The organism is Paraburkholderia adhaesiva, assembly GCF_021390575.1.
Taxonomy (GTDB): domain Bacteria; phylum Pseudomonadota; class Gammaproteobacteria; order Burkholderiales; family Burkholderiaceae; genus Paraburkholderia; species Paraburkholderia adhaesiva.
The window spans coordinates 747,484-770,814 of the sequence record NZ_JAJEJQ010000003.1 but is presented as its reverse complement, the minus strand read 5'-3'; the positions used below and the strand labels follow the sequence as shown (position 1 = coordinate 770,814).

5 protein-coding genes are annotated in these 23,331 nt (G+C 66.2%); all 5 read right to left on the bottom strand.

Translation table 11 applies throughout. The annotated features are described in order from the left end of the window. Positions 1–198: 198 nt before the first annotated feature. Positions 199–1,197: an HlyD family type I secretion periplasmic adaptor subunit gene (locus L0U80_RS27410; RefSeq protein WP_233873470.1), complete on the bottom strand. Its 999-nt coding sequence runs from the start codon at positions 1,195–1,197 to the stop codon at positions 199–201. A gap of 317 nt (positions 1,198–1,514) precedes the next feature. Next, a complete protein-coding gene (locus tag L0U80_RS27405) occupies positions 1,515–3,623 on the bottom strand; it encodes a type I secretion system permease/ATPase (protein ID WP_233873467.1) in 2,109 nt (702 codons plus the stop codon). Further along, positions 3,620–5,050, bottom strand: coding sequence for a TolC family outer membrane protein (locus tag L0U80_RS27400; protein ID WP_233873464.1), 1,431 nt, complete (start codon positions 5,048–5,050; stop codon positions 3,620–3,622). Before L0U80_RS27400 ends, L0U80_RS27405 begins: the two co-directional genes overlap by 4 nt. Positions 5,051–5,255: 205 nt before the next feature. Beyond that, positions 5,256–5,438, bottom strand: a complete 183-nt coding sequence (locus tag L0U80_RS27395; protein ID WP_233873461.1) for a hypothetical protein — start codon at positions 5,436–5,438, stop codon at positions 5,256–5,258. Between the two features lie 197 nt (positions 5,439–5,635). Continuing rightward, positions 5,636–23,101 carry an Ig-like domain-containing protein gene (locus L0U80_RS27390; protein ID WP_233873458.1) on the bottom strand — a complete coding sequence of 5,822 codons (17,466 nt, stop codon included), beginning with the start codon at positions 23,099–23,101 and terminating at the stop codon, positions 5,636–5,638. Positions 23,102–23,331: the final 230 nt, after the last annotated feature.

Genomic DNA, 23,331 nt, shown 5'->3' with positions numbered 1-23,331 from the left:
CACCAGTCACGATGACGAAACGCGGTGACGCCCTGCGGAAGATCAATTATCCGACCGGAAATTGAGTGGCTCGCCCCCCAACCTGCTGCGGGATGAGCGCTCAGACGTGCACGGATGCGGGATACGGTTTTTTGGGAGTGGAAGCGGTGTCCGGAGCGGCAGACTTCACCGCACGGACACCGTTAACTGATCCTGCACTTATCGCTCGCGTAGTGCTTCCCGTCCACGGTTCAACGGTTTAATCAGATAGTCGAGAATGGTTTTCTTTCCGGTATGGATGTCCACTGTCGTGATCATCCCTGGGACGATAGGAAACACTTTACCGCGCTTGTTTACCAGGTGATCCGCATCCGTGCGGATATAAACTCGATAATAGTAGACGTCGCGCTTTACCTCGTCCTGAATGGTGTCCGGCGAAATCACCGTTACCTTGCCATGCAGGCCACCGTAAATCGAGTAATCGTACGCGGTCACCTTTACCGTCGCGTCCTGGCCTGGATGAATAAACGCGACGTCCCGAGGTGAAATCCGCGCTTCTACCAGAAGTTTTTCGTCAACGGGAACGATCTCCATCAGCTTGCCGTTCGGCGGAATCACCCCGCCACGCGTCGTGACCTCGATGTCCTTCACCACGCCACGCACGGGCGACGTGAACGTTAGCCTTGTCAACACGTCCTCCCGTCCACGCGTCACCGACCGCTGTGCCTCGATTTCCGCGTTCGCCTTCGCAAGTTCTTCGCGGGATTTCACGTAATAGTCGTTGCGTGCGTCGTTCCGTTTGCTTTCCAGATCCGCAATCTGGCGTCTGAGTCTCAGCACCTCCACGTCGCTTGCGGCACCTTTCGCGACCAGCGGCTCTGTCATCGACAACTCCCGCCGCACCAGCGAAAGCGCGTTACTCAGGTCGGCCAGCGTAGTCGACAGCGATTTCTGGCGCGACTGGTACAACGCCGTTTCGCTTCGCACCAGATCCGCATTCTTCGCGACGTCCGGTGGAAATTCAAGCGTCGTCCCGTTGACCTCCGCAGAAAGGCGCGCCGATGTCGCTTCGGCTGCCTGCAGTTTTGACACGCTTTCCTGGACCGTTGCTTCCATACGTGTGCGGTCAAGCTGCGCGATCATCTGCCCGGCCTGAACGAGATCTCCCTCCTTGACCGGCAGTTGCACGAGAATCCCGCCATCCTGTGACTGGATCACCTGCTCCTTCGAGCTTGGTATGACCTTGCCCGAGCCATTCGACACCTCATCAAGGTCGAAACAGGTTGCCCATACAAGAAAGGCCGCAACGAGCCCCGCAATGATCAGTATGACGTACGATGATTTCGGCAACGGAGGCTCGACGGGTGTTCCGAGAAACGATGAACGTGCATCGCCCGATCCCCCATTCGGGTCCGAAACCGGCGGCGGTGTGCGCCCGCCGCCGCCTTTCTCCTTGTGCGTGGCTGGCTGGCCCAGCAATTTCTGTCCAGCCGACGATGTGTTCGTACGCGTGTCTGCATCAACATGAACTTCGCTCATCGGGATAGCGCTCCTATGACCTCTTCCTTCGAACCATCCATCACGATTCGCCCCCGATCTATCACGATAATTCGGTCGACCAGCGCGAGCACCGACATGCGATGAGTGGCTACCACCAGCGTCCGCCGCATAAGCCACTTTTTCATGTTCTCGATGACTTCGCGTTCGCTGCCGTCGTCGTAATGTGACGTCGGTTCGTCGAGCAGCACGATCTGCGAATCACATAGCAGCGTGCGAGCGAGCAGCAACGCCTGGCGCTGCCCGCCGGACAGCCCGGTACCCCCTTCGAGAATCAGGTCATCCAGGCCTTTCGAACGCGCTTGCACGAACGGTAACGCTCCCGTCATACGCAGTGCGTCAAGCGCCATCTCGTCGGTCGCCATCGGCGCGCCCATGATCAGGTTTTCGCGGATTGTCCCGTGGAAGAGATGAGCATCTTGCGAAAGCATTGTCATGTCGCGACGCACGTCGGCCGGATCTATCAGTCGTAGTTCAGCTCCGTCAAGCGTGACACTCCCCGCCTGCGGAACATGCAGCCCTGCCAACATATGCAGCAGTGTCGTTTTCCCGGCACCGATGCGGCCCAGCACCGCGATCTTTTCGCCCGCCCTGATCTGAAGCTTCGGTACCGTCAAGGCTGGCGCACTGTCTTCCCGGTTGTACTGGAATACGGCACCGTCGAAAACATAGTTGCCGCCCAGCAATGGCCGATGCACCATCTGTTCGCGATCGGGCTGGTCCACCGGACGCTCCATCAACCCGTCCAGTCCTTTGCGTGCGACCTTCGCCTGCTGCCAGCGCGCAAAGATCGCGGAGAACTGTGCAAGCGGCGCGATCATCCGCGACGAAAGAATCGATGTACCCACCAGCGCGCCGGTCGTCATGTCCCCGCTCATCACCAGGAAACTCCCACACAGCAACACCAGCGCGTAGACAATGGTCTGCACTTCCTGGGTCCACGTCATCAGCATGCTGACCAGAAATCGCTGCTTCATGCTGATGTTTGCGGATACGCTGTTCACCTCGTTCCACTGGTTCTGAAAACGCGCCTCGGCGCGCAGCAGCTTGATATCCTCGATTCCCTGAACCGCTTCGACGAGCATCGCATTGCGCAGCGCCGATTCGCGCATGCCCTCGTTGCATAGCCGTTCGAGCGGCTTCTGGACCAGCAGGCCCGGAATCACCAGCAGTGGCACCGCAGCCAGCACGACGATCACCATCTTTCCGCCCACCAACCACAGCACTACGAGAAATAGCAGGAAAAACGGCAAATCCGCCATCGCACCGACGGTCGTCGACGTCAACAGCTCGCGAACCTGTTCGAGCTCTCGGATCTGTGCGATGAACGAGCCCGTCGATTTCGAGCGTGCGTCGTTGCGGATACGCAGCGCGTGCCCGAACACCACATCGGTTATCTTCAAGTCCGCTCGCTTGCCCACCAAATCCGACACGTGCGTGCGCGAAAGGCGCAAGACAAACTCGAATGCGATCGCCAGCATCACGCCGCTGAACAGTACCCACAACGTCGGTTCCGACTGTGCCGGAATCACCCGGTCGTAGATCTGCATCGAAAATGTCATCGCCGCAAGTGCGAGGATGTTCGCGAACAGCGAAGCGACCATCACGTCGCCGTAGCGACGCCATTCCCTCAATGCAATGGACCAGAACCAGTTGGGCCGGTATGGCTTGATGTAGTCATCAACCCGGACGTCGGGCACCGACTGCTGTGGCCGCAGGATCGCAATACGCTTCACGCGGCCGTCGATCTGGTCCGCACGGAGTTCGGACTCAAGACCCTTGTCGCCGCTCATCTGCACAGAGAAACGACCTTTTCCATCCGACGATTTCACGACACATACCGCGTCGTCGTCCAGTTCAACGACGAGCGGCAGTTGCCAGACGTCGAACCTGACCTCGCCAGGATCAACCAGCCGCAGGGCGAGGCCCGCCTGTCTCGCCATATGCGCGAGTAACTGCTCGAAGGGCGCGTCGTGCTCCCATGCAAGCGTGATCCGGACATTTTCTTCCGAAACGCCAAGCCGGTAATGACGGGCTACGACGAGCACAGCGTCGAGCCATGATTGGTGAAGAGGTGACAGTTTCATTGGTTGAAATCCATGCCCGGTATGGAATCCGCCCCTACTCCGTAGAATTCGTTTCCTGAGCCGGTCGCCGCGACGTAATCGACGAGTCCAATCCAGTAGTCATGCTGGACAGACGCCTCGTCGGAGACGGACTGAAAAAATTCCTGTTCCGTGTTCAGCAGATCAAGGATCGAGCGAGTGCCGAGCTTGTACTGCTCTCGATACAGGTCGCGTGCCTCGGAAAGGCTTAGTCTGCGCTTCTCGAGCACCGACATCCTGCCCTTCGCACCTAGCACCTGTTGCAGGTAACCGCGTGCTGCGTCGCTGCCATCAAGGCGAGCACGTTCGACACGTGAACGCGCTGCATCGAGTGCATACCTTGCCGCCTTGACCTGGGCGTTCAGCGCGCCGCCCTGAAACACGCTCCATGAAAGATTAAGCATCACGGTCCGGTTCGAACCGTGACGAATGTACGTCGACGAGTTCACACCCGTGATGTTTTTCTCCAATGTGTAGTCCACCGATACCGTGGGGAGCATGTTCGCCTTCGCGGTGTCAAGTTGCTTCTCGGCCACCAGTTCTTCGGCTTCGGCCATCATCACGTCAGGCATCATGGTCGTGTCGGGCCTGTCATCAAGCGGCACCCGCGTAGCCTGCTCGTCGGGAAGCACCAGTGCCGCGTTCCCGAGGGGGCCGCCCAGCATTGTGCGCAGATGCTCGCGCGCCTGCTCTTCGAGCGCCTTGATCTGGATGAGATTGGCTTGGGCACTCTGCAATCGTGATCTGGCCTGCACCGGGTCCGACTGCGTACTGACACCTGCGTTGGCCCGGAATTTCGACATCTCGTACACCTTCTGCATGGCCTCCACCTGCTGCCCGGCAATGCGTACGAGTTCCTGATAGCGGTGCACGTTGATATAGGCCGCAGCTGTCTGCTGCTCAACCGACTGGATCTCCTTGAGCACCTGGGCCTGCTGGCGCTGGACAGTCGCCTTGGCCTGGCCGACCGCTCCGCTCACCTTGCCGAAATCGTAGATCATCTGTGAGATCTGGACCGAAGTCGTACTGCCGGAGCCGGTCAACGTATTGGTGTTGCTGCCAATGCCCGCAGTCACCTGCGGAAAATAGCCTGCCCGTGCCACGTCGATCGAACCTGAAGCCTGGGCGAGTTGCGAAACCACATCGGCAATCGATGGATAGCGGCTTAGCGCGATTCCCACCGCTTGATTCAGTCCCAAAGATTCCGACTGCAACGGTTCATCGATCGAATACCCTCTCGTGTTTCTTGCCGACAATTCCCGGGAAAGCGCCTCGGGAGTGAGCTTGCGTTCGGGCGAAACGTTCCCGGCAGCCGCACTATTTTTCTGCGGCGCGAGCCGTGCCGTTTGCGACATGGCCGGTTCGATCCACACCACTGTGGTACATAGCGCTGCAACGGCAATCGCCACAGCGCGTTGCCGTCCCCGTCTTTTTTTCGACGGTTTTGCAGAAATCATCTAGTTATCCTTCACTTGCGAAACCTGCCCAGCCATCCATTCCACCTTTCCGCTTGCAGTCGAAAATGGCACTGGACAACTCCTTAGTTCATCGCGTACGCGGGTTCCCCAATCAATTTCCGGCACCGACCGGTTGCCGCGATGACGCGCGTTGCCGTCAGACGATGTCCACCGTATCTGACGTTGTATTCCTCCGTGAATCGCCTGGCACGCGACTGCCGAACTGCGCCTGCGCTGCAACACTCATCGGAAACGGTGTCACCGCGCGCGACACGAGCCCTCCCGGGCCGTCGGCGTTGCCGATTGCCGCGATGTAATCGCTGATATAGCTGTCTGACATGCCTGTTCACTGCAAGGCGTTGAGGACTGACCAGTTTCTTTTCCGGGTTCTCCTGGCCATTCGAAGATCGCTGAGTCCGGGAGTTTGTCGCGATGGATTGTCCGGTCGGCTGTTATCGCCCGGGCACCTCACGATGCTGTTGAAATTCCGTGTCGTCCCGAAAGCATGTTCGCTGTCGGGACGACACGGACTACCGCTTATTGCACCTGGATGCCGTGCTGGATCAGCAGGTCAGCCACGGTGTTCGAGCCCATCGACGCGTTGTGATAGACATCGTAGGTCACGTTGTCCACAGTCGTGGAGCCCGACATCTGCCACTGGCTGGACCCGGTGCCCTCGCCTTCAGCCAGAACCACTATCGACGTACTGTCACCGCTGATCGTCATGTGGACCGTCGTGCTCAGCGAATCTGCTTCGTTCAGCACATCCGAGAGGCGAAGCTTCAGCGTGTTGTTCGTGCTGCTCTCCGCACTCAGGTCGAACTTCTCGAAGCCCTGCACGCGCAACCCGCAGGCAGTCAGATCCAGCGTCATGCCCGACGCCTCGAACCCGAGCGTGTCCACACCCAGCCCGCCATCAAGACGCGTGAATAGCGTACCGACGATGCCGATGTAGTCATCGCCCGCTCCGCCCATCGCAACGTCATGCTGGACGGTCAGATCCGTCGTACCCGTCGTGTCCGTACCGATGCCGTGAATGATGTCGTTGCCCTGGCCACCGGAGATGATGTCCACGCCATTCACGATCGCTGCCGCACCCGGACTTGTCGTACCGGCATAGATCACGTCGTCCCCAGTCGTGTACGAATGGGTCAGGTTCGAGATCGAGCCGTTGTAGACGTAGTAGGTGCCGGTGTAGGTTCCACCGGTACTGTCCAGGTACGCACCGAACGCGTAGTCGGAGATGCCGTTGCCGTCCCAGTCACCCGAAGTAACGCCGGTACCCATGGCGCTGCCTGCCGTGCCGACGTACTTGATGGCCTGACCGCTTGCCACCATGGCGTCCAGATCGCTCGACGCGCTGAACCCGCCGCCCGCCTGACCGAACACCAGGTACACGGCGCCCGCGTTGTTATTGCTGCTGTACCCCGTGGAGTCGTAACCCGGCTCGCCGACCAGGAAGTCGTCGATGCCATCGCCGTTCACATCGCCAGCGGAACTGACCGAGAAGCCCAGGTTACCGTTTTGCGTCGTGATACCCGAGCCGCTCGTCGAACCGTTGCTGCTGCTGGACAAGATGAAGCCGTTCGTCCCGTCCAGGCTGCCCAGGTTCAGATCCGACCAGGAAACACCATCGGCCTTACCGTAGATCACATAGACGCGACCCGGTGAGTTACTCGTGCCTGTCGTTCCCCAACTCGGAGATCCGATAGCAAAGTCGGCAATACCATCACCGTTGATGTCGCCCAGGTTGGTTATCGACGAGTACTGCGCCTCAGTCGCGCCGGCCACGACATCCGTCACTACACCGCCCAGATACTCGCCAGTCGCCGAGCCGTACAGCCTGACGCCCTGCGAGGACGTCAGGTTCGCCAGGTCGAAGTTCGTACCGAGCCCGCTGGCGCTTCCGAAGATGAGATAAGCGATACCTGCAGTTCCGAGCGAGTTCGCAGTCGCGGCCGGTGCAGTCACAATGTAATCGTTGTAGCCGTCACCGTTCACGTCGCCGATCACGCTGACCATCGCACCGAGGCCTTGACCAACGGTGGTAGAGGTGAGGGTAGTCTGGCCGGACACAAGCGTACCTTGAGTCGAGGCGGTCGTTCCCGTTGCGGTATACAACCCGTCGGTGTACGCGAGCAGGTCACTCCATGCCGACGAGCCCGGATCACCAGCATGGCCGTACAGGACAAAGGTGTAGCCTTGGCCGGTGCCGTTCGACGAGCCGAAGATCAGGTCGCTATAACCGTCGCCATTGATATCACCGCCCGACACCGACGAACCCAGGAACGCTCCCGTGGTCATGTTCTTGATCACAAACCCGTACTGGTTGGCTCCGTTCTCCATGCTCGCCAGATCCACGGTCGCCAGCGAGTTGCCAGCCTGCCCGAACACGACATACACCCGGTCGTTGTAATTCGACGAAATCGCGAAGTCACTCAGGCCATCACCGTTGATGTCACCGATGTCCGCGACACTCAACCCTGTGACACCGGCGTCTCCGCCTACCCCCGCAAAGCTCGTGGCCTTGAAGTGGATGCCCTGGGCGGCCGTCAGGTTGTCGATATTCGACAGACTCGGAAGGCCATCCGCGCTGCCGTACAGCAGATAGATATCGGATCCGCCGAACGAAACTCCGCTCGGCGTATCGTGCGGCGCAGATACGAGGTAGTCCGTGTAGCCGTCACCATTGAAGTCGCCGATTGCGGTCATCGCGTAGCCAAGACCGTCGCCCGACTGCGTGCTGCTCGCCACCGATGGCGTCCCTGCTGTATCGATCACAAGACGCGCCGTGCTGCTGCCGTCCAGCAGGCCGACGTTCGACATGTTGCCCGCTGCGTCCACCAACACGGCCTTCATGTTGTACGTGCCGTCGAATAGCGACGGTAACGTCACGCTAAACGTGCCGGTCGTGCCGTCCATCGTCAGCGTAAGGCCCGACGCATAGAGGTCGTCGCCATCGTCGTACACGCCATCGTTGTTCTTGTCGTCGAAGAACAGAACCGTGATCTGGCCCGCCGCCGCCTGCGCGGCATCATCCGCCGTCAGACCGGTCACCGTTCCGGTGAAGGTCGGCGTGATCACGCTCGTCAAGTTGTCGGTCGAGCTGACGCCGTTGTCGCTCGGCGTTGTCAGATCGATGGAGAACGATGTGAAGGTCGGCCCGACGGTATCGATCGTTACCGCCTGGCTCGCACTCTGACCTTCGTTACCCGCCATGTCGACAATACGTGCAATGACGTTGTACGTGCCATCTGCCAGCACGTCGCCCGTGTTGTCGTACGTCCACTGCGTACCCGACACCGACGCCGTCACCCATGTCGTGCCGCCGTCCAGGCTGATCTGGACCAACTCGCCATCGGCCAGCGTGGTACCCAGCGACCCGCTGAACACCAGCGTGTTGTCGTTCGTGAAGAAGTCAGTCGAGCTGGTACCCGAGTCATCGGTGATCGAGTCGATCGTGATCGTCTCGGCAGCCGACGGAACTGTCGTGCTGATTGTCACCTGCTGGCTGGCCACCGTGCTCGTATTACCCTCGGCGCCAATCACGCGCGCGTCGAACTGGTAGGTGCCGTCGGCCAGCTCGGTGCCGGTGTTGTCGTAGGCGTAGGTGCTGCCACTGACCAGCGCTGCGTCGTACCACGTCGTGCCGCCGTCGAGCGACACCTGCACGCGGTCACCGTCGTTCAGAGTACCGTTCAGCGTCACGCTCACCACCAGCGTGTTGTCGCTGGTGATGAAATCGGAACTGCTCGGCCCCGTATCGTCCGTAATGGCGCTGACCGTCGCCGTCGCATAGTGCGTGGTTCCCGGGTCGCTGACATTGTGAGCGGCATCCGTCGCGGTGGCGCTTACGTCGCCCGCCGCCTGCGACGTGCTGCTCGTCACGCTGTAGTTGCCCGAGGCATCCGCCGTCGTCGTGCCGGTCGAGCCATCCGGGTACGTCACCGTCACCAGTGAACCGGGCTCGGCAGACCCCGTGACGGTCAGTGTACCGTCTTCATTGGCGGCGGCGCTCATCGTCGGCGCGAGCGGCGCCGTCGTGTCCGCATAGCTCACGTCCGTCGGCGTGCTGGTGTTGCCCGCCGCGTCGGTCGCCGTCGCTTCCACCGTGCCCGAAGTCTGCGGCACATCGGTCGTCACGCTGTAGTTGCCCGAGGCGTCCGCCGTCGTGGTCGACGTGCTGCCATCCGGGTACGTCACCGTCACCAGGGAACCCGGCTCGGCCGTGCCGCTGACCGTCAGGCCACCGTCCGCGTTCGCCGTCACGTCTGCGCTCGGCGCGAGCGGTGCCGTCGTGTCCGCATAGCTCACGTCCGTCGGCGTGCTGGTGTTGCCTGCCGCGTCGGTTGCCGTCGCTTCCACCGTGCCGCTCGTCTGCGGCACATCGGTCGTCACGCTGTAGTTGCCCGAGGCATCCGCCGTCGTCGTGCCGGTCGAGCCATCCGGGTACGTCACCGTCACCAGGGAACCCGGCTCGGCCGTGCCGCTGACCGTCAGGCCACCGTCCGCGTTCGCCGTCACGTCCGCGCTCGGCGCGAGCGGCGCCGTCGTGTCCGCATAGCTCACGTCCGTCGGCGTGCTGGTGTTGCCTGCCGCGTCGGTTGCCGTCGCTTCCACCGTGCCGCTCGTCTGCGGCACATCGGTCGTCACGCTGTAGTTGCCCGAGGCATCCGCCGTCGTCGTGCCGGTCGAGCCATCCGGGTACGTCACCGTCACCGTGCTGCCCGGCTCCGCCGTGCCGCTGACCGTCAGGCCACCGTCCGCGTTCGCCGTCACGTCCGCGCTCGGCGCGAGCGGCGCCGTCGTGTCCGCATAGCTCACGTCCGTCGGCGTGCTGGTGTTGCCTGCCGCGTCGGTGGCCGTCGCTTCCACCGTGCCCGAAGTCTGCGGCACATCGGTCGTCACGCTGTAGTTGCCCGAGGCATCCGCCGTCGTGGTCGACGTGCTGCCATCCGGGTACGTCACCGTCACCAGGGAACCCGGCTCGGCCGTGCCGCTGACCGTCAGGCCACCGTCCGCGTTCGCCGTCACGTCCGCGCTCGGCGCGAGCGGTGCCGTCGTGTCCGCATAGCTCACGTCCGTCGGCGTGCTGGTGTTGCCTGCCGCATCGGTGGCCGTCGCTTCCACCGTGCCGCTCGTCTGCGGCACGTCGGTCGTCACGCTGTAGTTGCCCGAGGCGTCCGCCGTCGTCGTGCCGGTCGAACCATCCGGGTACGTCACCGTCACCGTGCTGCCCGGCTCGGCCGTGCCGCTGACCGTCAGGCCACCGTCCGCGTTCGCCGTCACGTCTGCGCTCGGCGCGAGCGGTGCCGTCGTGTCCGCATAGCTCACGTCCGTCGGCGTGCTGGTGTTGCCTGCCGCGTCGGTTGCCGTCGCTTCCACCGTGCCGCTCGTCTGCGGCACATCGGTCGTCACGCTGTAGTTGCCCGAGGCATCCGCCGTCGTCGTGCCGGTCGAGCCATCCGGGTACGTCACCGTCACCGTGCTGCCCGGCTCCGCCGTGCCGCTGACCGTCAGGCCACCGTCCGCGTTCGCCGTCACGTCCGCGCTCGGCGCGAGCGGCGCCGTCGTGTCCGCATAGCTCACGTCCGTCGGCGTGCTGGTGTTGCCTGCCGCGTCGGTTGCCGTCGCTTCCACCGTGCCGCTCGTCTGCGGCACGTCGGTCGTCACGCTGTAGTTGCCCGAGGCGTCCGCCGTCGTGGTCGACGTGCTGCCATCCGGGTACGTCACCGTCACCAGGGAACCCGGCTCGGCCGTGCCGCTGACCGTCAGGCCACCGTCCGCGTTCGCCGTCACGTCTGCGCTCGGCGCGAGCGGCGCCGTCGTGTCCGCATAGCTCACGTCCGTCGGCGTGCTGGTGTTGCCTGCCGCGTCGGTTGCCGTCGCTTCCACCGTGCCGCTCGTCTGCGGCACATCGGTCGTCACGCTGTAGTTGCCCGAGGCGTCCGCCGTCGTGGTCGACGTGCTGCCATCCGGGTACGTCACCGTCACCAGGGAACCCGGCTCGGCCGTGCCGCTGACCGTCAGGCCACCGTCCGCGTTCGCCGTCACGTCTGCGCTCGGCGCGAGCGGCGCCGTCGTGTCCGCATAGCTCACGTCCGTCGGCGTGCTGGTGTTGCCTGCCGCATCGGTCGCCGTCGCTTCCACCGTGCCCGAAGTCTGCGGCACGTCGGTCGTCACGCTGTAGTTGCCCGAGGCGTCCGCCGTCGTGGTCGACGTGCTGCCATCCGGGTACGTCACCGTCACCAGGGAACCCGGCTCGGCCGTGCCGCTGACCGTCAGGCCACCGTCCGCGTTCGCCGTCACGTCCGCGCTCGGCGCGAGCGGTGCCGTCGTGTCCGCATAGCTCACGTCCGTCGGCGTGCTGGTGTTGCCTGCCGCATCGGTCGCCGTCGCTTCCACCGTGCCGCTCGTCTGCGGCACGTCGGTCGTCACGCTGTAGTTGCCCGAGGCGTCGGCCGTCGTCGTGCCGGTCGAACCATCCGGATACGTCACCGTCACCAGGGAACCCGGCTCGGCCGTGCCGCTGACCGTCAGGCCACCGTCCGCGTTCGCCGTCACGTCTGCGCTCGGCGCGAGCGGCGCCGTCGTGTCCGCATAGCTCACGTCCGTCGGCGTGCTGGTGTTGCCTGCCGCGTCGGTTGCCGTCGCTTCCACCGTGCCGCTCGTCTGCGGCACATCGGTCGTCACGCTGTAGTTGCCCGAGGCATCCGCCGTCGTCGTGCCGGTCGAACCATCCGGGTACGTCACCGTCACCAGGGAACCCGGCTCCGCCGTGCCGCTGACCGTCAGGCCACCGTCCGCGTTCGCCGTCACGTCTGCGCTCGGCGCGAGCGGCGCCGTCGTGTCCGCATAGCTCACGTCCGTCGGCGTGCTGGTGTTGCCTGCCGCGTCGGTTGCCGTCGCTTCCACCGTGCCGCTCGTCTGCGGCACATCGGTCGTCACGCTGTAGTTGCCCGAGGCGTCCGCCGTCGTGGTCGACGTGCTGCCATCCGGGTACGTCACCGTCACCAGGGAACCCGGCTCGGCCGTGCCGCTGACCGTCAGGCCACCGTCCGCGTTCGCCGTCACGTCCGCGCTCGGCGCGAGCGGCGCCGTCGTGTCCGCATAGCTCACGTCCGTCGGCGTGCTGGTGTTGCCTGCCGCGTCGGTTGCCGTCGCTTCCACCGTGCCCGAAGTCTGCGGCACATCGGTCGTCACGCTGTAGTTGCCCGAGGCATCCGCCGTCGTGGTCGACGTGCTGCCATCCGGGTACGTCACCGTCACCAGGGAACCCGGCTCGGCCGTGCCGCTGACCGTCAGGCCACCGTCCGCGTTCGCCGTCACGTCCGCGCTCGGCGCGAGCGGTGCCGTCGTGTCCGCATAGCTCACGTCCGTCGGCGTGCTGGTGTTGCCCGCCGCGTCGGTTGCCGTCGCTTCCACCGTGCCGCTCGTCTGCGGCACGTCGGTCGTCACGCTGTAGTTGCCCGAGGCGTCCGCCGTCGTGGTCGACGTGCTGCCATCCGGGTACGTCACCGTCACCAGGGAACCCGGCTCGGCCGTGCCGCTGACCGTCAGGCCACCGTCCGCGTTCGCCGTCACGTCCGCGCTCGGCGCGAGCGGTGCCGTCGTGTCCGCATAGCTCACGTCCGTCGGCGTGCTGGTGTTGCCTGCCGCATCGGTCGCCGTCGCTTCCACCGTGCCGCTCGTCTGCGGCACATCGGTCGTCACGCTGTAGTTGCCCGAGGCATCCGCCGTCGTCGTGCCGGTCGAGCCATCCGGGTACGTCACCGTCACCGTGCTGCCCGGCTCCGCCGTGCCGCTGACCGTCAGGCCACCGTCCGCGTTCGCCGTCACGTCCGCGCTCGGCGCGAGCGGTGCCGTCGTGTCCGCATAGCTCACGTCCGTCGGCGTGCTGGTGTTGCCCGCCGCGTCGGTTGCCGTCGCTTCCACCGTGCCGCTCGTCTGCGGCACATCGGTCGTCACGCTGTAGTTGCCCGAGGCGTCCGCCGTCGTGGTCGACGTGCTGCCATCCGGGTACGTCACCGTCACCAGGGAACCCGGCTCGGCCGTGCCGCTGACCGTCAGGCCACCGTCCGCGTTCGCCGTCACGTCCGCGCTCGGCGCGAGCGGTGCCGTCGTGTCCGCATAGCTCACGTCCGTCGGCGTGCTGGTGTTGCCCGCCGCGTCGGTTGCCGTCGCTTCCACCGTGCCGCTCGTCTGCGGCACATCGGTCGTCACGCTGTAGTTGCCCGAGGCGTCCGCCGTCGTGGTCGACGTGCTGCCATCCGGGTACGTCACCGTCACCAGGGAACCCGGCTCGGCCGTGCCGCTGACCGTCAGGCCACCGTCCGCGTTCGCCGTCACGTCCGCGCTCGGCGCGAGCGGCGCCGTCGTGTCCGCATAGCTCACGTCCGTCGGCGTGCTGGTGTTGCCTGCCGCATCGGTCGCCGTCGCTTCCACCGTGCCGCTCGTCTGCGGCACGTCGGTCGTCACGCTGTAGTTGCCCGAGGCGTCGGCCGTCGTCGTGCCGGTCGAACCATCCGGATACGTCACCGTCACCAGGGAACCCGGCTCGGCCGTGCCGCTGACCGTCAGGCCACCGTCCGCGTTCGCCGTCACGTCTGCGCTCGGCGCGAGCGGCGCCGTCGTGTCCGCATAGCTCACGTCCGTCGGCGTGCTGGTGTTGCCTGCCGCGTCGGTTGCCGTCGCTTCCACCGTGCCCGAAGTCTGCGGCACATCGGTCGTCACGCTGTAGTTGCCCGAGGCATCCGCCGTCGTCGTGCCGGTCGAACCATCCGGGTACGTCACTGTCACCAGGGAACCCGGCTCCGCCGTGCCGCTGACCGTCAGGCCACCGTCCGCGTTCGCCGTCACGTCTGCGCTCGGCGCGAGCGGCGCCGTCGTGTCCGCATAGCTCACGTCCGTCGGCGTGCTGGTGTTGCCTGCCGCGTCGGTTGCCGTCGCTTCCACCGTGCCCGAAGTCTGCGGCACATCGGTCGTCACGCTGTAGTTGCCCGAGGCATCCGCCGTCGTGGTCGACGTGCTGCCATCCGGGTACGTCACCGTCACCAGGGAACCCGGCTCGGCCGTGCCGCTGACCGTCAGGCCACCGTCCGCGTTCGCCGTCACGTCCGCGCTCGGCGCGAGCGGTGCCGTCGTGTCCGCATAGCTCACGTCCGTCGGCGTGCTGGTGTTGCCCGCCGCGTCGGTTGCCGTCGCTTCCACCGTGCCGCTCGTCTGCGGCACATCGGTCGTCACGCTGTAGTTGCCCGAGGCGTCCGCCGTCGTGGTCGACGTGCTGCCATCCGGGTACGTCACCGTCACCAGGGAACCCGGCTCGGCCGTGCCGCTGACCGTCAGGCCACCGTCCGCGTTCGCCGTCACGTCTGCGCTCGGCGCGAGCGGCGCCGTCGTGTCCGCATAGCTCACGTCCGTCGGCGTGCTGGTGTTGCCCGCCGCGTCGGTGGCCGTCGCTTCCACCGTGCCGCTCGTCTGCGGCACGTCGGTCGTCACGCTGTAGTTGCCCGAGGCGTCCGCCGTCGTGGTCGACGTGCTGCCATCCGGGTACGTCACCGTCACCAGGGAACCCGGCTCGGCCGTGCCGCTGACCGTCAGGCCACCGTCCGCGTTCGCCGTCACGTCTGCGCTCGGCGCGAGCGGCGCCGTCGTGTCCGCATAGCTCACGTCCGTCGGCGTGCTGGTGTTGCCCGCCGCGTCGGTTGCCGTCGCTTCCACCGTGCCCGAAGTCTGCGGCACGTCGGTCGTCACGCTGTAGTTGCCCGAGGCGTCCGCCGTCGTGGTCGACGTGCTGCCATCCGGGTACGTCACCGTCACCAGGGAACCCGGCTCGGCCGTGCCGCTGACCGTCAGGCCACCGTCCGCGTTCGCCGTCACGTCTGCGCTCGGCGCGAGCGGCGCCGTCGTGTCCGCATAGCTCACGTCCGTCGGCGTGCTGGTGTTGCCCGCCGCGTCGGTGGCCGTCGCTTCCACCGTGCCGCTCGTCTGCGGCACGTCGGTCGTCACGCTGTAGTTGCCCGAGGCGTCCGCCGTCGTGGTCGACGTGCTGCCATCCGGGTACGTCACCGTCACCAGGGAACCCGGCTCGGCCGTGCCGCTGACCGTCAGGCCACCGTCCGCGTTCGCCGTCACGTCTGCGCTCGGCGCGAGCGGTGCCGTCGTGTCCGCATAGCTCACGTCCGTCGGCGTGCTGGTGTTGCCTGCCGCGTCGGTTGCCGTCGCTTCCACCGTGCCCGAAGTCTGCGGCACGTCGGTCGTCACGCTGTAGTTGCCCGAGGCATCCGCCGTCGTGGTCGACGTGCTGCCATCCGGGTACGTCACCGTCACCAGGGAACCCGGCTCGGCCGTGCCGCTGACCGTCAGGCCACCGTCCGCGTTCGCCGTCACGTCCGCGCTCGGCGCGAGCGGCGCCGTCGTGTCCGCATAGCTCACGTCCGTCGGCGTGCTGGTGTTGCCTGCCGCATCGGTCGCCGTCGCTTCCACCGTGCCGCTCGTCTGCGGCACGTCGGTCGTCACGCTGTAGTTGCCCGAGGCGTCGGCCGTCGTCGTGCCGGTCGAACCATCCGGATACGTCACCGTCACCAGGGAACCCGGCTCGGCCGTGCCGCTGACCGTCAGGCCACCGTCCGCGTTCGCCGTCACGTCTGCGCTCGGCGCGAGCGGCGCCGTCGTGTCCGCATAGCTCACGTCCGTCGGCGTGCTGGTGTTGCCCGCCGCGTCGGTTGCCGTCGCTTCCACCGTGCCCGAAGTCTGCGGCACGTCGGTCGTCACGCTGTAGTTGCCCGAGGCGTCCGCCGTCGTGGTCGACGTGCTGCCATCCGGGTACGTCACCGTCACCAGGGAACCCGGCTCGGCCGTGCCGCTGACCGTCAGGCCACCGTCCGCGTTCGCCGTCACGTCTGCGCTCGGCGCGAGCGGCGCCGTCGTGTCCGCATAGCTCACGTCCGTCGGCGTGCTGGTGTTGCCTGCCGCATCGGTCGCCGTCGCTTCCACCGTGCCCGAAGTCTGCGGCACGTCGGTCGTCACGCTGTAGTTGCCCGAGGCGTCCGCCGTCGTGGTCGACGTGCTGCCATCCGGGTACGTCACCGTCACCAGGGAACCCGGCTCGGCCGTGCCGCTGACCGTCAGGCCACCGTCCGCGTTCGCCGTCACGTCTGCGCTCGGCGCGAGCGGTGCCGTCGTGTCCGCATAGCTCACGTCCGTCGGCGTGCTGGTGTTGCCTGCCGCGTCGGTTGCCGTCGCTTCCACCGTGCCCGAAGTCTGCGGCACGTCGGTCGTCACGCTGTAGTTGCCCGAGGCATCCGCCGTCGTGGTCGACGTGCTGCCATCCGGGTACGTCACCGTCACCAGGGAACCCGGCTCGGCCGTGCCGCTGACCGTCAGGCCACCGTCCGCGTTCGCCGTCACGTCCGCGCTCGGCGCGAGCGGTGCCGTCGTGTCCGCATAGCTCACGTCCGTCGGCGTGCTGGTGTTGCCTGCCGCATCGGTCGCCGTCGCTTCCACCGTGCCGCTCGTCTGCGGCACATCGGTCGTCACGCTGTAGTTGCCCGAGGCATCCGCCGTCGTCGTGCCGGTCGAGCCATCCGGGTACGTCACCGTCACCGTGCTGCCCGGCTCCGCCGTGCCGCTGACCGTCAGGCCACCGTCCGCGTTCGCCGTCACGTCCGCGCTCGGCGCGAGCGGCGCCGTCGTGTCCGCATAGCTCACGTCCGTCGGCGTGCTGGTGTTGCCTGCCGCGTCGGTTGCCGTCGCTTCCACCGTGCCCGAAGTCTGCGGCACATCGGTCGTCACGCTGTAGTTGCCCGAGGCATCCGCCGTCGTGGTCGACGTGCTGCCATCCGGGTACGTCACCGTCACCAGGGAACCCGGCTCGGCCGTGCCGCTGACCGTCAGGCCACCGTCCGCGTTCGCCGTCACGTCCGCGCTCGGCGCGAGCGGTGCCGTCGTGTCCGCATAGCTCACGTCCGTCGGCGTGCTGGTGTTGCCTGCCGCATCGGTCGCCGTCGCTTCCACCGTGCCGCTCGTCTGCGGCACGTCGGTCGTCACGCTGTAGTTGCCCGAGGCGTCGGCCGTCGTCGTGCCGGTCGAACCATCCGGATACGTCACCGTCACCAGGGAACCCGGCTCGGCCGTGCCGCTGACCGTCAGGCCACCGTCCGCGTTCGCCGTCACGTCTGCGCTCGGCGCGAGCGGCGCCGTCGTGTCCGCATAGCTCACGTCCGTCGGCGTGCTGGTGTTGCCTGCCGCGTCGGTTGCCGTCGCTTCCACCGTGCCCGAAGTCTGCGGCACATCGGTCGTCACGCTGTAGTTGCCCGAGGCATCCGCCGTCGTGGTCGACGTGCTGCCATCCGGGTACGTCACCGTCACCAGGGAACCCGGCTCGGCCGTGCCGCTGACCGTCAGGCCACCGTCCGCGTTCGCCGTCACGTCCGCGCTCGGCGCGAGCGGTGCCGTCGTGTCCGCATAGCTCACGTCCGTCGGCGTGCTGGTGTTGCCCGCCGCGTCGGTTGCCGTCGCTTCCACCGTGCCGCTCGTCTGCGGCACGTCGGTCGTCACGCTGTAGTTGCCCGAGGCGTCCGCCGTCGTGGTCGACGTGCTGCCATCCGGGTACGTCACCGTCACCAGGGAACCCGGCTCGGCCGTGCCGCTGACCGTCAGGCCACCGTCCGCGTTCGCCGTCACGTCCGCGCTCGGCGCGAGCGGTGCCGTCGTGTCCGCATAGCTCACGTCCGTCGGCGTGCTGGTGTTGCCCGCCGCGTCGGTTGCCGTCGCTTCCACCGTGCCGCTCGTCTGCGGCACATCGGTCGTCACGCTGTAGTTGCCCGAGGCGTCCGCCGTCGTGGTCGACGTGCTGCCATCCGGGTACGTCACCGTCACCAGGGAACCCGGCTCGGCCGTGCCGCTGACCGTCAGGCCACCGTCCGCGTTCGCCGTCACGTCTGCGCTCGGCGCGAGCGGTGCCGTCGTGTCCGCATAGCTCACGTCCGTCGGCGTGCTGGTGTTGCCTGCCGCATCGGTGGCCGTCGCTTCCACCGTGCCCGAAGTCTGCGGCACGTCGGTCGTCACGCTGTAGTTGCCCGAGGCGTCCGCCGTCGTGGTCGACGTGCTGCCATCCGGGTACGTCACCGTCACCAGGGAACCCGGCTCGGCCGTGCCGCTGACCGTCAGGCCACCGTCCGCGTTCGCCGTCACGTCTGCGCTCGGCGCGAGCGGTGCCGTCGTGTCCGCATAGCTCACGTCCGTCGGCGTGCTGGTGTTGCCTGCCGCGTCGGTTGCCGTCGCTTCCACCGTGCCGCTCGTCTGCGGCACATCGGTCGTCACGCTGTAGTTGCCCGAGGCATCCGCCGTCGTCGTGCCGGTCGAGCCATCCGGGTACGTCACCGTCACCGTGCTGCCCGGCTCCGCCGTGCCGCTGACCGTCAGGCCACCGTCCGCGTTCGCCGTCACGTCCGCGCTCGGCGCGAGCGGCGCCGTCGTGTCCGCATAGCTCACGTCCGTCGGCGTGCTGGTGTTGCCTGCCGCGTCGGTGGCCGTCGCTTCCACCGTGCCCGAAGTCTGCGGCACATCGGTCGTCACGCTGTAGTTGCCCGAGGCATCCGCCGTCGTGGTCGACGTGCTGCCATCCGGGTACGTCACCGTCACCAGGGAACCCGGCTCGGCCGTGCCGCTGACCGTCAGGCCACCGTCCGCGTTCGCCGTCACGTCCGCGCTCGGCGCGAGCGGTGCCGTCGTGTCCGCATAGCTCACGTCCGTCGGCGTGCTGGTGTTGCCTGCCGCATCGGTCGCCGTCGCTTCCACCGTGCCGCTCGTCTGCGGCACATCGGTCGTCACGCTGTAGTTGCCCGAGGCATCCGCCGTCGTCGTGCCGGTCGAGCCATCCGGGTACGTCACCGTCACCGTGCTGCCCGGCTCCGCCGTGCCGCTGACCGTCAGGCCACCGTCCGCGTTCGCCGTCACGTCCGCGCTCGGCGCGAGCGGCGCCGTCGTGTCCGCATAGCTCACGTCCGTCGGCGTGCTGGTGTTGCCTGCCGCGTCGGTTGCCGTCGCTTCCACCGTGCCGCTCGTCTGCGGCACGTCGGTCGTCACGCTGTAGTTGCCCGAGGCGTCCGCCGTCGTGGTCGACGTGCTGCCATCCGGGTACGTCACCGTCACCAGGGAACCCGGCTCGGCCGTGCCGCTGACCGTCAGGCCACCGTCCGCGTTCGCCGTCACGTCTGCGCTCGGCGCGAGCGGTGCCGTCGTGTCCGCATAGCTCACGTCCGTCGGCGTGCTGGTGTTGCCTGCCGCATCGGTGGCCGTCGCTTCCACCGTGCCCGAAGTCTGCGGCACGTCGGTCGTCACGCTGTAGTTGCCCGAGGCGTCCGCCGTCGTGGTCGACGTGCTGCCATCCGGGTACGTCACCGTCACCAGGGAACCCGGCTCGGCCGTGCCGCTGACCGTCAGGCCACCGTCCGCGTTCGCCGTCACGTCTGCGCTCGGCGCGAGCGGCGCCGTCGTGTCCGCATAGCTCACGTCCGTCGGCGTGCTGGTGTTGCCCGCCGCGTCGGTTGCCGTCGCTTCCACCGTGCCCGAAGTCTGCGGCACGTCGGTCGTCACGCTGTAGTTGCCCGAGGCGTCCGCCGTCGTGGTCGACGTGCTGCCATCCGGGTACGTCACCGTCACCAGGGAACCCGGCTCGGCCGTGCCGCTGACCGTCAGGCCACCGTCCGCGTTCGCCGTCACGTCTGCGCTCGGCGCGAGCGGCGCCGTCGTGTCCGCATAGCTCACGTCCGTCGGCGTGCTGGTGTTGCCTGCCGCATCGGTCGCCGTCGCTTCCACCGTGCCCGAAGTCTGCGGCACGTCGGTCGTCACGCTGTAGTTGCCCGAGGCGTCCGCCGTCGTGGTCGACGTGCTGCCATCCGGGTACGTCACCGTCACCAGGGAACCCGGCTCGGCCGTGCCGCTGACCGTCAGGCCACCGTCCGCGTTCGCCGTCACGTCCGCGCTCGGCGCGAGCGGTGCCGTCGTGTCCGCATAGCTCACGTCCGTCGGCGTGCTGGTGTTGCCTGCCGCATCGGTCGCCGTCGCTTCCACCGTGCCGCTCGTCTGCGGCACGTCGGTCGTCACGCTGTAGTTGCCCGAGGCGTCGGCCGTCGTCGTGCCGGTCGAACCATCCGGATACGTCACCGTCACCAGGGAACCCGGCTCGGCCGTGCCGCTGACCGTCAGGCCACCGTCCGCGTTCGCCGTCACGTCTGCGCTCGGCGCGAGCGGCGCCGTCGTGTCCGCATAGCTCACGTCCGTCGGCGTGCTGGTGTTGCCTGCCGCGTCGGTTGCCGTCGCTTCCACCGTGCCCGAAGTCTGCGGCACATCGGTCGTCACGCTGTAGTTGCCCGAGGCATCCGCCGTCGTCGTGCCGGTCGAACCATCCGGGTACGTCACTGTCACCAGGGAACCCGGCTCCGCCGTGCCGCTGACCGTCAGGCCACCGTCCGCGTTCGCCGTCACGTCTGCGCTCGGCGCGAGCGGCGCCGTCGTGTCCGCATAGCTCACGTCCGTCGGCGTGCTGGTGTTGCCTGCCGCGTCGGTTGCCGTCGCTTCCACCGTGCCGCTCGTCTGCGGCACATCGGTCGTCACGCTGTAGTTGCCCGAGGCGTCCGCCGTCGTGGTCGACGTGCTGCCATCCGGGTACGTCACCGTCACCAGGGAACCCGGCTCGGCCGTGCCGCTGACCGTCAGGCCACCGTCCGCGTTCGCCGTCACGTCTGCGCTCGGCGCGAGCGGCGCCGTCGTGTCCGCATAGCTCACGTCCGTCGGCGTGCTGGTGTTGCCTGCCGCATCGGTCGCCGTCGCTTCCACCGTGCCCGAAGTCTGCGGCACGTCGGTCGTCACGCTGTAGTTGCCCGAGGCGTCCGCCGTCGTGGTCGACGTGCTGCCATCCGGGTACGTCACCGTCACCAGGGAACCCGGCTCGGCCGTGCCGCTGACCGTCAGGCCACCGTCCGCGTTCGCCGTCACGTCTGCGCTCGGCGCGAGCGGTGCCGTCGTGTCCGCATAGCTCACGTCCGTCGGCGTGCTGGTGTTGCCTGCCGCGTCGGTTGCCGTCGCTTCCACCGTGCCCGAAGTCTGCGGCACGTCGGTCGTCACGCTGTAGTTGCCCGAGGCATCCGCCGTCGTGGTCGACGTGCTGCCATCCGGGTACGTCACCGTCACCAGGGAACCCGGCTCGGCCGTGCCGCTGACCGTCAGGCCACCGTCCGCGTTCGCCGTCACGTCCGCGCTCGGCGCGAGCGGCGCCGTCGTGTCCGCATAGCTCACGTCCGTCGGCGTGCTGGTGTTGCCTGCCGCGTCGGTTGCCGTCGCTTCCACCGTGCCGCTCGTCTGCGGCACATCGGTCGTCACGCTGTAGTTGCCCGAGGCATCCGCCGTCGTCGTGCCGGTCGAACCATCCGGGTACGTCACCGTCACCAGGGAACCCGGCTCCGCCGTGCCGCTGACCGTCAGGCCACCGTCCGCGTTCGCCGTCACGTCTGCGCTCGGCGCGAGCGGCGCCGTCGTGTCCGCATAGCTCACGTCCGTCGGCGTGCTGGTGTTGCCTGCCGCGTCGGTTGCCGTCGCTTCCACCGTGCCGCTCGTCTGCGGCACATCGGTCGTCACGCTGTAGTTGCCCGAGGCATCCGCCGTCGTGGTCGACGTGCTGCCATCCGGGTACGTCACCGTCACCGTGCTGCCCGGCTCGGCCGTGCCGCTGACCGTCAGGCCACCGTCCGCGTTCGGGGTGGCCCATATCACCGGGTTCGCCGGCGCAACGGTATCAGTGTAGACCACATCGGTCGGATCGCTGGTATTGCCCGCAACGTCTGTAGCCGTTGCCTCAACCACTCCCGTTGTCTGCACCGTTTCCGAGTGAGTAGAGTAATTGCCCGATGCGTCGGCCGTCGTTGTGCTCGTCGTACCGTCCGGGTACGTCACCGTCACCGTGCTGCCCGGCTCCGAGGTGCCCGACACGGTAACCGTCCCGTTCGGATTCGCAGTCACGTTCACAACCGGCGACACCGGTGGTGTCGTGTCCGTATAGCCAACTTCTGCCGGATCGCTGACATTGCCCGCCGCATCCGTCGAAGTCACCGTAACCGTCCCACTGGTTTCGACTGTGTCCGAAGTCGCCGTATAGTTGCCCGACGCATCGGCCGTTACCGTACTGGTCATTCCGTCCGGGTACGTGACCGTTACCGTACTGCCAGCCTCTGCCGTACCCGTCACCGTCACCGTCCCGTCTGAATTCGCCGTCACGGTGACTGTCGGTATCGACGGTGGCGTAGTGTCCACATAGTTCACGTCCGTCGGCGTACTCTCGTGGCCGCTGGTGTCAAGCGAGATCGCCTCGACCACCCCCGACGTCTGCGGCGACGAGGACTGTGCCGAATAGTTACCCGACGCGTCAGTCGCAACCAGCGTGGACGTGCCATCCGGGAACGACACGGCGACCAGCGTACCGGCCATCGCATGGCCCGACACCGTCAGCGTGCCATCAGAATTCGGCACAACATTCACCGTTGGTGCATCCAATGTGATCCCACTCGCCCCCCCGGAACCACCACCGCTATCGCTAACTGCCAGGCCCACTGCCCCACCGGCAATGCCCAACCCGCCCAAGATCAATGGAATAGGGCCGAGGTCGATACTGTCGTGCAGCAGCAACGGATCGATGGACTCGATCGTCGAGAAAAGACCTGCCGGATGACCGGGGCCGACACTGCCGGCATCGAGCAGCCACATCGCCCCATCGTCCTGCAGAACCAGATCGCTATGAACATTCGCCGCGTTATTGAAGAATCCGTGAATGACGATGATCTCGCCATTGACCGTCGTAATAACGAGCGCATCCCCATCGCGCGCCATCGACTTCACATCGGCACGGCGCACGGGCAATTCCACAACCGAAGGCGAAAGTACCTTGACATCCGATGCGCTGAGATGCGTCGCGGAGTGCGTCTTTTTGTCAACGATAGTGATATTCATAGCATTTAGTTCCTGCTTATAAGTGTCTTCCGCCACCCCGATGGCTGGAGGAGATTTCCTCAAAAAACGTCTCCACAACCACTAGACCTCAAAATGGTCTGCGTTGTATCCCTATTGAAGTCCACCACAACCACAGACTCCCGCCTTGCCCGTTATCTCCAGTGCGACAGCCGTACTGCTCCAAACTGCACTTACGAACCTCTACGTACATTACGAATCAATTTCACTCA

Coding starts and splice junctions, on each gene's coding strand:
- L0U80_RS27405 (WP_233873467.1), bottom strand. CDS start 3,623: ATGAAACTGTCACCTCTTCACCAATCATGGCTCGACGCTGTGCTCGTC.
- L0U80_RS27390 (WP_233873458.1), bottom strand. CDS start 23,101: ATGAATATCACTATCGTTGACAAAAAGACGCACTCCGCGACGCATCTC.
- L0U80_RS27395 (WP_233873461.1), bottom strand. CDS start 5,438: ATGTCAGACAGCTATATCAGCGATTACATCGCGGCAATCGGCAACGCC.